Annotated in this window: 13 protein-coding genes; 8 read left to right on the top strand and 5 right to left on the bottom strand. The window is 72.8% G+C overall.

Annotation, left to right across the window (positions count from 1 at the left end; all coding sequences use genetic code 11):
• Window positions 1-68: 68 nt before the first annotated feature.
• Window positions 69-1,478 (bottom strand): MFS transporter, encoded by a 1,410-nt coding sequence (locus tag ACFC1F_RS00780; protein ID WP_376154823.1) that lies wholly within the window; start codon window positions 1,476-1,478, stop codon window positions 69-71.
• Between the two features lie 238 nt (window positions 1,479-1,716).
• Window positions 1,717-2,151 (bottom strand): MarR family winged helix-turn-helix transcriptional regulator, encoded by a 435-nt coding sequence (locus ACFC1F_RS00785; RefSeq protein ID WP_209412939.1) that lies wholly within the window; start codon window positions 2,149-2,151, stop codon window positions 1,717-1,719.
• Between the two features lie 126 nt (window positions 2,152-2,277).
• Here ACFC1F_RS00785 and ACFC1F_RS00790 point away from each other — a divergent pair, with 126 nt between their 5' ends.
• Together ACFC1F_RS00790 and ACFC1F_RS00795 are read left to right on the top strand one after the other, a co-directional pair.
• Window positions 2,278-2,727 carry a VOC family protein gene (locus ACFC1F_RS00790; protein WP_245204953.1) on the top strand — a complete coding sequence of 150 codons (450 nt, stop codon included), beginning with the start codon at window positions 2,278-2,280 and terminating at the stop codon, window positions 2,725-2,727.
• 329 nt (window positions 2,728-3,056) lie between these two features.
• On the top strand, window positions 3,057-3,839 hold the full coding sequence (locus tag ACFC1F_RS00795; RefSeq protein WP_376154729.1) for an MHYT domain-containing protein: 783 nt from the start codon (window positions 3,057-3,059) through the stop codon (window positions 3,837-3,839).
• A gap of 67 nt (window positions 3,840-3,906) precedes the next feature.
• On the opposite strand, the gene ACFC1F_RS00800 is transcribed toward ACFC1F_RS00795, so the two are convergent.
• Entirely contained in the window at window positions 3,907-5,619 is a 1,713-nt protein-coding gene (locus ACFC1F_RS00800) for a hydrogenase maturation protein (protein ID WP_376154731.1), read from the bottom strand.
• A gap of 204 nt (window positions 5,620-5,823) precedes the next feature.
• Complete coding sequence (locus tag ACFC1F_RS00805; protein ID WP_209412936.1) at window positions 5,824-6,726, bottom strand: DUF4231 domain-containing protein; 903 nt, start codon at window positions 6,724-6,726, stop codon at window positions 5,824-5,826.
• Between the two features lie 285 nt (window positions 6,727-7,011).
• On the opposite strand from ACFC1F_RS00805, the gene ACFC1F_RS00810 reads away from it, so the two are divergent.
• From ACFC1F_RS00810 to ACFC1F_RS00820, 3 genes are read left to right on the top strand one after another with little or no spacing between them, the layout of a single operon-like run.
• Window positions 7,012-7,341 (top strand): hypothetical protein, encoded by a 330-nt coding sequence (locus ACFC1F_RS00810; RefSeq protein ID WP_376154733.1) that lies wholly within the window; start codon window positions 7,012-7,014, stop codon window positions 7,339-7,341.
• The gene (locus tag ACFC1F_RS00815) at window positions 7,341-8,684 is read left to right on the top strand and encodes a putative T7SS-secreted protein (RefSeq protein WP_376154735.1); all 1,344 of its coding nucleotides are present in this window, start codon (window positions 7,341-7,343) and stop codon (window positions 8,682-8,684) included. The genes ACFC1F_RS00810 and ACFC1F_RS00815 overlap by 1 nt, the downstream gene beginning before the upstream one ends.
• 23 nt (window positions 8,685-8,707) lie before the next feature.
• A complete protein-coding gene (locus ACFC1F_RS00820; RefSeq protein WP_376154736.1) occupies window positions 8,708-9,202 on the top strand; it encodes a SitI3 family protein in 495 nt (164 codons plus the stop codon).
• 79 nt (window positions 9,203-9,281) lie between these two features.
• Here ACFC1F_RS00820 and ACFC1F_RS00825 read toward each other — a convergent pair whose 3' ends face one another.
• Window positions 9,282-10,742 (bottom strand): NCS2 family permease, encoded by a 1,461-nt coding sequence (locus tag ACFC1F_RS00825; protein ID WP_376154738.1) that lies wholly within the window; start codon window positions 10,740-10,742, stop codon window positions 9,282-9,284.
• A gap of 245 nt (window positions 10,743-10,987) precedes the next feature.
• Between ACFC1F_RS00825 and ACFC1F_RS00830 the strand changes: the two genes are divergently transcribed.
• Genes ACFC1F_RS00830 through ACFC1F_RS00840 form a run of 3 tightly spaced genes read left to right on the top strand, consistent with a single transcriptional unit; the run spans window position 10,988 to window position 14,136 of the window.
• The gene (locus ACFC1F_RS00830; protein WP_376154740.1) at window positions 10,988-11,314 is read left to right on the top strand and encodes a DUF2530 domain-containing protein; all 327 of its coding nucleotides are present in this window, start codon (window positions 10,988-10,990) and stop codon (window positions 11,312-11,314) included.
• A gap of 52 nt (window positions 11,315-11,366) precedes the next feature.
• Window positions 11,367-13,892: an HAD-IC family P-type ATPase gene (locus tag ACFC1F_RS00835; protein WP_376154742.1), complete on the top strand. Its 2,526-nt coding sequence runs from the start codon at window positions 11,367-11,369 to the stop codon at window positions 13,890-13,892.
• 19 nt (window positions 13,893-13,911) lie between these two features.
• Entirely contained in the window at window positions 13,912-14,136 is a 225-nt protein-coding gene (locus tag ACFC1F_RS00840) for a hypothetical protein (protein WP_209412928.1), read from the top strand.
• Window positions 14,137-14,170 lie beyond the last annotated feature (34 nt).

Raw genomic sequence — 14,170 nt, forward strand, 5'->3', positions numbered from 1 at the left:
GGACCCGGCGGCGGCCGTGACCACCGACCCGGGGCGGGCGACCACGCCCGCCCCGGGGTGACCGACCGTCAGCAGGCGGCGGCCAGCTCCGACTTGGCGGTGGTGCGCACGCGCGGCACGAAGGCCACCACCCGCCCGCCGCGGCCCGGGTGCAGGTCGACCCGGACCTTCAGGTCGGCACTGCGCGCCAGCACCAGGCCGACCGTACCGGCGGCCAGCGCCGAGACCAGCCCGCAGGCCAGCAGCCCCAGCCGCGGCCCGTACGAGGCCGTCACCCAGCCCACCACCGGCGCACCGATCGGCGTGCCACCGGTGAAGACCAGCACCAGCAGGCCCATCACCCGGCCCCGCATCTCCGGGTCGGTGGCCAGCTGGAGCGTGGAGTTGACCGAGGTGTTGAAGCTCAGCCCGAATACGCCGATCAGCGTCAGCAGCACCGCGAAGGTCCAGTAGCCGGGGGCGAACGCGGCCACCACCTCCAGCGTGCCGAAGGCCAGTGCCGCCCCCACCAGCCGGCGCAGCCTGGGCGCTCCCCGGCGCGCCGCGAGCAGGGCGCCGGCCAGCGAGCCGACCGCCATCGCGGTGTTCAGCAGGCCGTACTGCCCGGCGCCCACCTTGAAGGTGTCGTAGGCGAAGCCGGAGAGCAGCGTCGGGAAGTTGAACCCGAAGGTGCCGATGAACCCGGCCAGCACCATCGGCCAGAGCAGCTCGGGCCGCTCCTTCACGTACCGCAGCCCCTCCTTCAACTGCCCCTTCTCGCGGGCGATCGGCGCCGTCGGGCGCAGTTCGCCCTCGCGCATGGCGAGCAGTCCGCCGATCACGGCGGCGAAGGAGAGCGCGTTCACCGCGAACGCCCAGCCACTGCCGACCGCGGCGATCAGCAGGCCCGCGACGGCGGGGCCGACCAGCCGGGCGGTCTGGAAGTTGGCGGCGTTCAGGCTGACGGCGTTGGCGAGGTCCTTCGGGCCGACCATCTCGGAGACGAAGGCCTGGCGGGTCGGGTTGTCGACCACCGTGACCAGGCCGAGCAGCAGCGCGAACGCGTACACGTAGTACGGCGTCACGACGCCGCCGATGGTCAGGACGGCCAGGCCGGCGGCCAGCAGGCCCATCGCGCCCTGGGTGTAGACCAGCAGGCGGCGCTTGGGCATCCGGTCGGCGAGCACCCCGCCGAACAGGCCGAGCAGCAGCATCGGCAGGAACTGCATGGCGGTGGTGATGCCGACGGCCAGCGGGCTGCCGGTGAGGCTGAGGACCAGCCAGTCCTGTGCGATCCGCTGCATCCAGGTGCCGGTGTTGGAGACCACCTGGCCCGCGAAGTAGTAGCGGTAGTTGCGGACGCGCAGTGAGGAGAACATCCCCCCGGGCCGGGTGAAGCGGGCGCCGGTCGGGGACGCGGCCACGGTGCCGTGGCCTTGAGCGGCGGGGTCTACCGCCGCGGTGCGTTCGTCGGGGTCGTCGTCGCCGTTGCCCGGCAGCCCCGTGGGGGCGGGTGCCTGGGCGTCGGCGGCCGCGGCGGAGGCTGCGGCGGGGTCGGTGGTCGGCTCGTCGGTGCGGATGGCGGCGGCGCTGGCTGCGGCCGGCGGTGTCACGGTGGTCTCCCCTCGCGGCGCGACGACCCGTCGGGGGGTCGTCGTGCTCCTGGTGTCGGTGGTCGGCGCTGCGGTGATGCGGTTCTCCTTCGTCCTCCGGCGGCTGACCGGAAACAGGTGTGCCTCAGAGATGTGCGAGCTTGTACAGCACGGGAGCGGCCTCCCGGAGGACGGCCCACTCCTCCTCGTCGAGCCCTTCGGCGAGCTCGGCGAGCCAGGCGTTGCGCCGGCGGCGGCTCTCCTGGAGGATCACCTCCGCCTGCTCGGTGCTGCTGACGACCACCTGGCGGCGGTCCTCCGGGTGCGGTTCCCTCCGCACCAGGCCCTTCTCCTCCAGCATCGCGACGATCCTGGTCATGGAGGGCGGCTGGACGTGCTCCTTCCGGGCGAGCTCACCCGGCGTGGCCTTCCCGCAGCGCGCGAGGGTGCCCAGCACCCCCATCTCGGTAGGGCTGAGCGACTCCTCGACCCGCTGGTGACGCAGGCGACGGGAGAGGCGCATGGTGGACGACCGCAGCTGACTGATGGCTGCGAGGTCCTGCTCGGACATCTCGGGCATGTATTTAGCCTACGTCATTACTCTCGCTAAGGAAAATTGGTTACCGCCGGCCCTCCGCCGACCCCTCCTCCCGCCCTCCGCCGGCGGCTCCCCGCGCCGCGCGCGGCCCCGAGCGCGATGCTGGTCATGACGGGTTCCGCACCCACCCCTCAGGAGAAGGGCCGACCAGAAATGTCCGACCTCGCCGACCTCGCCCCCGAGCAGAACGACACCGGCTTCGCCCGCCTCGCCATGGTCACCATCGACTGCGCCGACCCGGTCGCGCTGGCCGCCTTCTACGGCGAGCTGCTCGGGTGGGAGACCCGGCACGTGGACGAGCACTTCGCCATCCTGGACAACCCGGAGGGCGGCAGCCCGCTCGGCTTCGGGCGGGTCGCCGGCTACCGGCCGGAGCCGTGGACTGAACCGGACGGCAGCAAGCACTTCCACCTGGACTTCTACGTCGACGACCTGGACGAGGCCACCGCCCGGGCGCTCGCACTCGGCGCCACCGAACCGCAGTACCAGCACGGCCGCACCCTCAAGGTGCTGATCGACCCGGCCGGCCACCCGTTCGGACTAGCTCCCCTGGAGTGACGGCCGGGAGGACCCCACGGCCCTCCGGGGAGGCGGAGTGTGCATGCGCAGGCGGCGTCAGGGCTTGGTGCCGAGATCTTGCCGATCACGTAAAGAGCGGCCCTGACCTGCGAGTTCACCAAAAACGCGAACATTGTGCGACCCGCCGGTAGTGGCTACTGTCCCCGTTGTCAGGGGCACCACACGCCAGGCTTCCCCCGGGCAGGAGCGCGACACCCGCGCGTACCGCGCACCCGGCATCGCCACCCGTGACCGGGCCGTCCCACGGCCTGCGCGTCCGCCCGATCCTGGCGTCAGTCCTCCCCCCAAACCCGTCAGGGAGCTTCCTCGTGGGAGAGATCCATCATGCCGACCACGGCTGGCTGACGCCGGCGGTCTCGTACTTCGTCGCCTGCCTGGGCGCCTTCGTCGCCCTGCGCAGCACCCGCTGGGCGCTCGTCTCCACCGGCCGCACCCGCGTCTACTGGCTGCTGTTCGCGTCGACCTCGCTCGGCGCGGGCATCTGGTCGATGCACTTCATCGCGATGCTGGGCTTCTCCGTCACCGGCGTCGAGATCAGCTACCGCCCCGGGCTGACCGTGCTCAGCCTGCTCGTGGCGATCCTCGTGGTCGGCCTCGGCATGTTCGCCGTCGGCTACAGCCGCCACCGGGTCGCCGCGCTGCTCGCGGGCGGGCTGACCACCGGGCTCGGAGTCGCGGCCATGCACTACCTCGGCATGGCCGCCATGGTCCTGCCCGGCCACGTCGGCTACGACCAGACCACGGTGTGGCTCTCGGTCGGCATCGCGGTGTTCGCCGCGACGGCCGCGCTCTGGGCCGCGCTGAACATCCGGGGCACCCTCGCGGTGCTCGCCGCGGCCCCGGTGATGGGCGTCGCGGTGTGCGCGATGCACTACACCGGGATGGCCGCCGTCTCCGTCCGGCTGGACGCCTCGCAGAGCACGGCGGACGGGGTGATGGCGCTCCAGTTCATCTTCCCGCTGGTGGTCGGGCTGGGCTGCTACATCTTCTTCGGCTCGCTGGCCTTCGCGGTGTCGCCGAGCCGCAGCACCCTCAACGCGCAGCCGGTGCTGGTCGGGCGGGCGGCGCCGCTGGCCCCGCACGGACGCTGAGCACGGGCAGGGCCCCGGACCCCGGTCTCCTCACCGGGGCCCGGGGCCCTGCCGCCTGCGGCCCGTCCTACTCCGGCCTGCCGAGCAGCCCGGTCAGGTGCTCCGGCGTCGCGACCGGGCAGACCTTGTGCACGAAGTCGCGCCGCAGCCCGTGGTACGGCTCGCCGTCCCGGTAGAAGTTGCGGTGCATCAGGCGCAGTTCCTCCGCCCGGTACTCGGCGAGCGGCCTGGCGTCCTCGTCCTCGGCCCGGCGGCGCTTCTTCTCCACCAGCCGGCCGGTCAGCTCCGGCGAGCCCGCCAGCCGGGCCGCCTCCCGGGCCACCCAGCGGCGGAACCCGGCCGCGCTGCCGCCCGCCGTCCGGTCGACCAGGCCCAGCCGCTCGGCCTGTGCCGCTCCGACCGGCAGGGCCTGCTCGGTCAGCCGCCCGGCCTGCTCGGCGCCGACCCGGCGGGGCAGCGTGTACGTCCAGTACTCGGAGCCGTGGAGGCCCATCAGCCGGTAGTGCGGGTTGAGGACGGCCGACTCGCGGCACCAGACCTCGTCGGCGGCGATCGCCAGCATCAGCCCGCCGGCCGCCGCGTTCCCGGCCAGGGCGGAGACGGTCAGCTTGTCGGTGGTGGTGAGGACCGCCTCGACCAGGTCGTCCATCGCGTTGATGTTCTCCCAGGACTCCAGCGCCGGGTACGACGCCCCCTCGATCACGTTGAGGTGGATGCCGTTGGAGAAGAAGTCCCGGGCCGGGCCGAGCACCAGCACCGAGGTCGGCCGGTCCACGGCCTCCCGGTAGGCGGCCAGCAGGCGGCGGCACTGATCGGTGCTCATCGCCCCGCCGGCGAAGGCGAATTCGAGGAAGCCGACCTCGTCCTGCTCGTGGTAGCGGATCTCCGCCCAGGTGTCCCGCCCGGCCGCCGAGGCCGGGGTGACGGGCACCTCGCGGACCCGGTGGAGGTGGTCGGCGAGCACCGTCGCGGCCGGCCGCTTGAAGGTGGCCGGACCGCCGGGCGTACGGCGCGGGCGCAGCTGCGGGATCCAGACCGCGCCGTCCACGGTGGCCCGGCAGATCGCGCCGTCCCGGGTCGCGATCACCGCGCCGGGCTCGCGGCCGCGCAGTTCGTCCTCGGGGTGGCCGCCGTGCAGGAAGTACTCGCGCCCGTACAGCTCGTCCAGGACGCCCGGCTGCGAGTCGGCGGCGCGCAGCTTGCGCAGCACGGTGGCGGTGGGGTCGGCGGACCAGTCGATGCGGCGGGTCTCCTGCCGGAGGAGGGGCCGCAGCTCGCCGCGGACGTCCGGGCGGGCGTAGTCCAACGGCTCGGGGGTGTACAGCCCGCCCTGGAACCGGCCGACGGCCAGCAGCACCGCCTCCACGGCGGCGTCCGCGACCTCGTTGCGGTAGATCTCGCTCTTGCCGCCGGCCGGGACGGGGAACTCGACGCAGGCCCAGATGTCCCCGGCGTCCATCTCCCCGACCGCCTGGAGCACGGTCACGCCCCAGCGCTCGGCTCCCTCGGTGATCGCCCAGTCCAGCGAGGACGGGCCGCGGTCGCCCTTGGGGCCGGGGTGCACGATCAGGACGGTGTGCCGCGACCAGACGTCCTCGGGGACGGCCTTGGTGAGCATCGGGCAGAGGATCAACTCGGGGTCGGTCCGCTCCACCGCCGCCCGCACCTGCTCGTCGCCGAGCGCCAGCTGGACGGCCACCTGGTGCCCGCGGTCACGGAGTTCGGTGTGGACGCGCTGGGTCAGGCTGTTGAACGCGCTGGCGATCAGGAGAATGCGCAAGGGGGCCTCCGAGCAGTGACTGACGTCGTGCGCGGAGGCGATGAAACCAGGGCATGGACACGCAATGATTACGGTCCGGGCTTGCGCGCCCGACCCTCACCCACCCCGCACACCTGTGCCCGGGGCGGCGCGCGGCTCCGCCCGATCTCCCCACGACCTCCCGATCCGCCCCGTGACAAAGGCCCCCCGGGGAACGCTGCGGCGTCAGCGCGGGAACGCCCGCCGGGCGCGCCAGGTGGTGTGCTCGCGGGAGACGGCGTCCTCCGCCTCGGCGGCCAGCCGGGCCCAGCGCTGCTCGGCGTCCGGGGCCTTCAGATCGAGGTCGGAGAGCTGGTTGCCGACGTTCTCCAGCTCGCGCGCGGCCAGCTGGTACGCGGCGGCCAGCGGGCGCAACTGCTTCAGCTGGGTCCAGGCGATCACCGCGGCGGCCGCCGCCGAACTGGCCCCGAAGACGTGCACCGACAGCGCGCCGGTCGCCTGGGCGATCGCCGCCGCCGCACCGATGATGATCAGCGCCGCTATCCCCAGCCCCCAGGACACCGCCTGCGACTCGCACGACTCGGCACGCGAGCGGTACCACGTCCGCTGGCCCTCCACCCGGGTGCGCAGGTAGAGCGTCCGGCGGGCGACCAGGCTGGCGGAGCGGACGCGGCGCATCTCCGGGGTGATCTCCGGGACGGTGCCCGGCGGCACGATCTCCGGGTCCTCGAAGGCGCGCAGCACGTCCTCCAGCTGGAGCAGGTAGCCGCGGTCCGTCTCCGCCGAGTCCGCCGCACCGTCGAACGGCCGGGCCCGCATCGAGTACTTCCAGGCGAGCGTCTTCACCGACTCGGCCGCCGCCCGCGCCTCGTACCACCGGCCCTGCGGGTTGCTGCGGCGCAGCCGCGACCAGAAGTAGCCGGCGATCAGGAAGGCCACCACGGAGAAGAGCGGCGTGATGTCACCGTCCCCGCGGTGCTCCGGCCCCGGCAGCGACCCCACCGCCGCGGCGACCACCAGCATCGCGATCAGGCCGCGGTACCAGCGCAGCGTCTGCCGCTGCCCCTCCACCGACGCCCGGTCGGCCGTCCAGAACAGCTCCGGCAGCAGCCGTGCCTCGTCGCCCACGGGCGGATCTTCCTGCACCATCGGTCGAGCCCCCTCCCCGTCTCCCGTCCAGGCAGTATGCCCACCGTCAACTGGCCTACACAGTCCCCTTTTTGACACCGGCCGTTCACCGGTGGCCGGCGGCCGGCCGCGGGGCCCGCCGAGGCGTGCGGCCGCACCGGGCCCGAACGTTCACAGGCCTCACCCAATCCACCGGGAACCGCCCGTTCCGGTGTGGCCGTCCCCAGCAACGGCCCCGCCGGCCCGCCCGGCGCGAGGGGGCCGGTGCACGACAGGGAGGGACCCATGGCAGGACAAGGTTTCAGCGTGGACCTGGGCGCGCTCGACGACGCGGCCTCGGGCATCACGGACACGCTGGCCAAGCTGCAGTTCAAGAAGGTCAGCGACCTCGACCCGCAGAAGGAGGACTTCGGCCACGACCACCTGGCCGGCGTGGTCGAGAAGTTCTGCACCCGTTGGGAGATCGGCGTGGAGAACCTGGCGAAGGACGCCCAGGAGGTCTCGAAGCGGCTGAACGCGAGCGTGAAGGCCTACCGCGAGGTCGACGGCCACATCGTCGGCCACCTGAGCGGGACGCTCACCCGCGACGGCGGCAAGGACCCGGGGGCGAACTGATGGCGAAGGAACTCGGCGAGACCTCCGACCCGAAGGAGCTCGTCCCCGGCAACCCCGAGGCGCTCGCCTCGACCAGCGCCTGGCTCAAGAGCTACGGCGACACCCTGCACTCGACCGGCCTCGGCCTGAAGAAGATCGACACCACCGAGGGCTGGTCCGGGGAGGCCGGCGACGCCTTCCGCGAGGCCTTCGACGGCGAGCCCGCCAAGTGGGTGGAGGCCGGCGACTGCTTCCACGACGCCGCCACCGCCCTGACCTCGTACCAGACGACCCTGACCTGGGCACAGGGCCAGGCCCAGGACGCGATCCGGCAGTGGAACGAGGGCCAGGCTGCGACCAACAAGGCGAAGAGCGACCACCAGGACGCCGAGAAGAACGCCGGCCACGAGCTGCCGTTCACCGACCCGGGCGAGGGCACCCGCACCGCGGCGCGGCAGACCCTCTCCACCGCGCGGGGCCAGGTCAAGAGCGCGGGCGACACCGCGGCCGACAAGATCGGCAAGGCTCGCGACAAGGCCCCCGAGGAGCCGGGCTTCTGGGACGACGTCGGCGACTTCCTCTCCGACGCGGGCGACTTCCTGGCCGACGTCGGCCAGGTCGCGGTGGAGGACCTCGCCTCGGTCGGCAACGCCATGCTGCACAACCCGGGCGCGGCCCTGGAGGTCGCGGGCGGCCTCGCCCTGGCCACCGTCGGCGCGGGCGGCGAGGTCCTCGGCGTCGGCCTGGACCTCACCGGCGTGGGCGCCGTGGTCGGCGTCCCGGTCAACGTGCTCTCGGCCGGCCTCATCGCGACCGGTGTGGGCGTGGCCGGCATGGGCGCGAGCGACATCGCCAAGGACGCCATGGGCCAGGACCGGGTCCACATGGAGGGCGAGGGCGGAGGCGGGGGCGGCAGCTCGCCCGAACTCCACACCCAGCCGTCGAAGGGGGTCGACCCCGCCGCCACACCGGAGGGCCACACCACCAGCATCCCGAAGAACGCCGACCAGACGACGGTCCGCGCGTTCCAGCGCGAGAACGAGTCCGCCGAGATCATGGCGCGGAACGGCTACAAGGTCGAGCAGAACCCGGACGTCCCGGGCACGACCAAGAACCCCGACTACCGCATCGAGGGCGAGGTCTTCGACTGTTACGCGCCCACCGCCTCGAACCCGCGCTCCATCGCCACCGGGATCCAGAAGAAGGTGGACTCGGGCCAGGCCGACCGCATCGTGCTGAACCTCTCCGACAGCGGCGTCGACGCGGCCGCCATGCGCAGGCAGCTGTCGGAATGGCCGATCGACGGCCTCAAGGAGGTCAAGGTCATCGACTCCTCCGGCAACGTGGTCCACTTCTTCCCCTAGACATACCGAGAAAGACGGCCAGCATGGCTATTTCCTACAGCCTCGACCTGGTGACCCCGCTCACCCCGTCCGAGGTCGCGCAGAAGCTCGACGAGATCGCCCGGCCGCAGCGGTTGTTCGGCACCCCCGAGGCCGCCGGCCCGCTGCTCGGCGAGGGCGCTATCACCGCGTACGGCACCTGGGTCCGGGTGGTCCCGGTGAAGCCGGTCCCCTGGGGGGACCCGCAGATCGGCGGCCGCCCCTTCGGCGCGACCGTCGCGGTGGCCTTCCGCCTCGACAAGACGGCCGACGTCGCCGGCCAGCAGGACGACGCCGTCCGGCTGACGCTCGGCCTGCTCGCCCAGGTCCCGGGCGACGCCGTGCTGCACCTCGACTACGAGGAGGTCTGGCTGGTCCGCCAGGGCGGCGAGCTGAGCCTCAGCGAGCGCTCCGACCTCTGGCCGGCGCGCCGCCTGACGGGCCTCCCGCTGCCCTACCACCGGCAGAACCTGGAGTTCGCCTTCCCCGAGGACGACTGAGCCCGCCCCCGCCGCACACGAACGGGCCCACCCCCTGCCGAGGGGGCGGGCCCGTTCCCGTACGCCGCAGGACACCCGGTCAGAGCAGGCCGAGGGCCGGCATCAGGTAGTAGAAGGCGAAGACGGCGGCCACCACGTACATCGCGGCGGGGACCTCGCGGCCGCGGCCCGCGGCGAGGCGCAGGACGCAGAAGGCGATGAAGCCGAAGCCGATTCCGTTGGTGATGGAGTAGGTGAACGGCATCATCACGATGGTCAGGAACGCCGGGATCGCGATGGTGTGGTCGGCCCAGTCGATCTCCTTGACCGAGTTGGCCAGGATCAGGAAGCCGACCGCGACCAGGGCCGGGGTGGCGGCCTGGGCGGGGACCATGGTGGCGAGCGGGGTCAGGAAGAGGGCCACCACGAAGAGCAGGCCGGTGACGATCGAGGCGAACCCGGTGCGGGCGCCCTCGCCGACGCCGGCGGTGGACTCGACGAAGCAGGTGTTGGCGGAGGAGGAGGTGGCGCCGCCGGCGGCGGTGGCGATGCCGTCGACCATCAGGATCTTGTTGATGCCGGGCAGGTCGCCCTTCTCGTCCAGCAGGTGGGCCTCGTCGGCGACGCCGAGGATGGTGCCCATCGCGTCGAAGAAGCACGACATGAGCACCGTGAAGACGAAGAGCACGCCGGTCAGCACGCCGACCTTCTCGAAGCCGCCGAACAGGCTGACCTTGCCGACCAGGCCGAAGTCGGGGGCGGCCACCGGGTTGCCGGGCCAGGCCGGGACGGTGAGGCCCCAGTTGAGGGCGGGGATGTCGGCGAGCTTGTCGATCACCGCGGCGAGGCCGGTCATCACCACGATGGAGATGAGGATCGCGCCGGGGACCTTGCGGACGATCAGGACCAGGGTGAGCAGCAGGCCGAGCACGAAGACCAGGACCGGCCAGCCGAGCAGGTGGCCGTTGCCGCCGAGCTGGAGCGGGACGGTGGCGTGGGCGGCGTCCGGGATGCGGCTGACGAAGCCGGAGTCCACCAGGCCGACGAGGCTGATGAACAGGCCGATGCCGATCGCGATGGCCTTGCGCAGGCCGAGCGGGACGGCGTTCATGACGCGCTCGCGCAGGCCGGTGGCGACCAGGATCATGATTGCGAAGCCGGCCAGCACCACCATGCCCATGGCGTCCGGCCAGGTCATCTTGGGGGCGAGCTGGAGGGCGACGATGGTGTTGACGCCGAGGCCGGCGGCGAGGCCGATCGGGACGTTGCCGATCACGCCCATCAGCAGGGTGGTGAGCCCGGCGGTGAGGGCGGTGGCGGTGACCAGCTGCGCGCTGTCCAGGTGGCTGCCGGTCATGTCCGTGGCACTGGCCAGGATGATCGGGTTGAGCACCAGGATGTAGGCCATGGTGAAGAAGGTGGCGATGCCACCGCGGACCTCACGCGGCAGGGTGGAGCCGCGCTCGGTGATCCGGAAGTAGCGGTCCAGGGCGCCGGCGGGGGGCTTCGGCGCGGTGGAGGTGGGCTCGGGCGACTCGGTGGTCGGCTGGGCCACAGGCATGCGTGCGTCCTCTGGTGGGGGCTGAGGAGAGGGTGATCGCCCGGAGCGACGGTGGCCGGACGGGCCCGGTGGGACGGGCACGAACTCAGGCGTCCTGGGCATGGCGCGGCCAACCGGAACGCCCAGTATGAATTCCCCGATCGCACACGCGCTATCTTCGCGCGTAGAACGAGCGGGGACGAACGGCACCGGACAACGGCGGCCGAAAGTCGGACGCGGAGCCCCGGCGCCGTACGCTAGGGCCCATGCCGAAGACCCCGCTGCACCCCTCGCCCCCGCCCTTGGAGGCCAACGACGTCGCCATCGTCGGCGGAGGCACGGTGCTGTGGTTCATCGCCTTCCTGGCGCTCCTCCCCTTCCAGGGCGCCCTCTCCGAACACGGCCACGGCAGCTGGCCGTGGATCTGCCTGTCCGGCGCCGGCCTGGGCCTGATCGGCCTCTGGTACTGCCGCGCCCGCCGGGACGCGATCGCCCGCAGCCGGGCCGCGGGCGAGGCGCAGACCCCCGGTGAAGGCGCACCCGGCAACGGCGCGACCGGGAACGGCGCCGACCCGGCCACCCGGTCGGACTGAATAGTCCTTTAGTAGCACGCATCGGACATAAGGCGCCCGTAGAGTCGGTGCCATGACGCAGCCTGCGCAGCCCGCGGAAGAGACGCCCGGCGACCGGGAGCGTGACAGCCGCCGGGACGGCGGCGGCACCCGGGAGCCCGACGGCGCCCACCCGCTCGGACTGCTGCCCGGGCGGCGCGGCGGCCTCACCACCGCCGAGGTGGCCGAGCGGGTCGCCCGCGGGGACGTCAACGACGTCCCGGTGCGGTCCAGCCGCTCCACCCGGGAGATCGTCCGGGCCAACGTCTTCACCCGGTTCAACGCGATCATCGGCGTGATGTTCGGCATCATCCTGATCGTCGGCCCGATCCAGGACGGCCTCTTCGGCCTGGTCATCGTCGCCAACACCGCGATCGGCATCGTCCAGGAACTGCGGGCCAAGAAGACCCTCGACAGCCTCGCACTGATCGGCGAGGCCAGACCGCAGGTCCGCCGGGACGGCACCGTCCAGCAGATCGCCACCGGCGCGATCGTGCTGGACGACACGGTGCTGCTCGGCATCGGCGACAAGGTGATCGTCGACGGCGAGGTCACCGAGGCGGACGGCCTGGAGATCGACGAGTCGCTGCTCACCGGCGAGCCCGACCCCGTCCTCAAGCAGCCCGGCGACCAGGTGATGTCCGGCAGCTTCGTGGTGGCCGGCGCCGGCGCGTTCACCGCCACCAAGGTCGGCCGCGAGGCCTACGCGGCGCAGCTGGCCGAGGAGGCGAGCCGGTTCACCCTGGTCAGGTCGGAGCTGCGCAGCGGCATCAACAGCATCCTGCGGTTCATCACCTGGCTGCTCGTCCCGACCGCCATCGGCCTGATCATCAGCCAGCTGGCGGTGGAGGGGCGGGACTGGCAGGAGGCGGTCCGCCGGATGGTGGCCGGCATCGTGCCGATGGTCCCGGAGGGGCTGGTCCTGCTGACCTCGGTCGCCTTCGCGATCGGCGTGGTCCGGCTCGGCCGCAAGCAGTGCCTGGTGCAGGAGCTGCCCGCGATCGAGGGGCTGGCCCGGGTGGACATCGTCTGCCTGGACAAGACCGGCACCCTCACCGAGGGCGGCATGGACGTGGTCGAGCTGCGCACCCTGCCGGAGGTCGCCGGGGCCGACGGCCACCTGCGCCCGGACGCCCCGCCGGCCCGGCACGTCCCGGCCGACCCGGCGACCGTCAAACAGGCGCTCGGCGTGATGGCCGGAGCCGACGCCCGCCCCAACCCGTCGATGCAGGCCGTCATCGACGCCTACGGCACCGGCAGCGACGGCGGTGGCGGCGGCTGGCGGGTGATCGAGGCGATGCCGTTCTCGTCCGCCCGCAAGTGGAGCGGCGTGCAGCTACTGGAGCCGCAGGGCGGCGAGGCCAGCTGGCTGCTCGGCGCGCCCGACGTGCTGCTGCCCGCCGGGCACCCGGCCCTGGACGAGGTGGACGAGCTGGGCGCCAAGGGCCTGCGGGTGCTGCTGCTCGGCCGCACGCCCGTCCCGCTGGACGCCCCGGACCCGGCCGCCGACCTCCAGCCGCTCGCCCTGGTGGTGCTCCAGCAGCGGCTGCGCGAGGACGCCGCCGACACCCTGCGCTACTTCGAGGGGCAGCAGGTCCAGGCGAAGGTGATCTCCGGCGACGCGGCCGTCTCGGTCGGCGCGGTCGCCGCCCACCTCGGCATGCCCGGCGCCGACCACCCGCTGGACGCCCGGACGCTGCCCGCCGAGCCGGAGCGGTTCGCCGACGCCGCGGAACGCACCACCGTGTTCGGCCGGGTCACCCCGCAGCAGAAGCGCGAGCTGGTCGGCGCGATGCAGTCGCGCGGGCACACCGTGGCGATGACCGGCGACGGCGTCAACGACGTGCTGGCGCTCAAGGACGCCGACATCGGCGTGGCGATGGGCACCGGCAGCGACGCGACCAAGGCCGTCGCCCAGATCGTCCTGCTGAACGACTCCTTCGCCACCCTGCCCTCGGTGGTCGCCGAGGGCCGCCGGGTGATCGGCAACATCGAGCGGGTGGCCGGGCTCTTCCTGGTCAAGACGGTCTACTCGGTGCTGCTCGCCCTGCTGGTGATCTTCACCCACTCGCCGTACCCGTTCCTGCCCCGGCACTCGACGGTGCTCTCCACCCTCACCATCGGCGTGCCGGCCTTCTTCCTGGCGCTGGCGCCCAACAACGAGCGCGCCCGCACCGGCTTCGTCCGCCGGGTGCTGCGGCTGGCGATCCCCGGCGGGATCATCGCCGGCACCGCGACCTTCACCGCCTACGCGCTGGCCCGGGCCAACCACGCCACCGACCTGGAGGCGGACACCAGCGTGGCCACCCTGACGCTGTTCCTGGTGGCGATCTGGGTACTGGCGATCGTGGCCCGGCCGTACAACTGGTGGCGGCTGCTGCTGATCGGGACGATGTGCGGGGCGTTCGCGCTGGTGCTGACCGTGCCGTGGCTGTCGGACTTCTTCGAGCTCTCCCTCTCCGGCACCCGGGACCCGTGGATCGGCGTCGCGATCGCGGTGACCGCCGGGCTGGTGCTGGAGGTGGTCTGGCGGATCATGCGGCGCAAGATGGATGATTGACCCCGGAGGGGGTGGCCGGATGGCACGCAGGGGTGGGGACTTGGAGGCGTTCACCGCCTTCCTGGGCGGGCTCGTGGCGGCCGGCCTGACGGCGCTGGCCGGCTACGGGGTGGTGACGTTCGCCGGGATCGAGGCCGGTCCGCTGCTGCGGAAGGCCGCACTGGCCGCACTGCTGGCCCTCTGGGTGGCGGTCACGCTCACGCTCTACCTCCGTCTGACCGCGTCCGCGCGCACCCGCCCCTGAGCCGGAGCGGATGCGCGGGCGGAGCGGGTACGCG

Source organism: Kitasatospora sp. NPDC056181, assembly GCF_042266225.1.
Lineage (GTDB): Bacteria > Actinomycetota > Actinomycetes > Streptomycetales > Streptomycetaceae > Kitasatospora.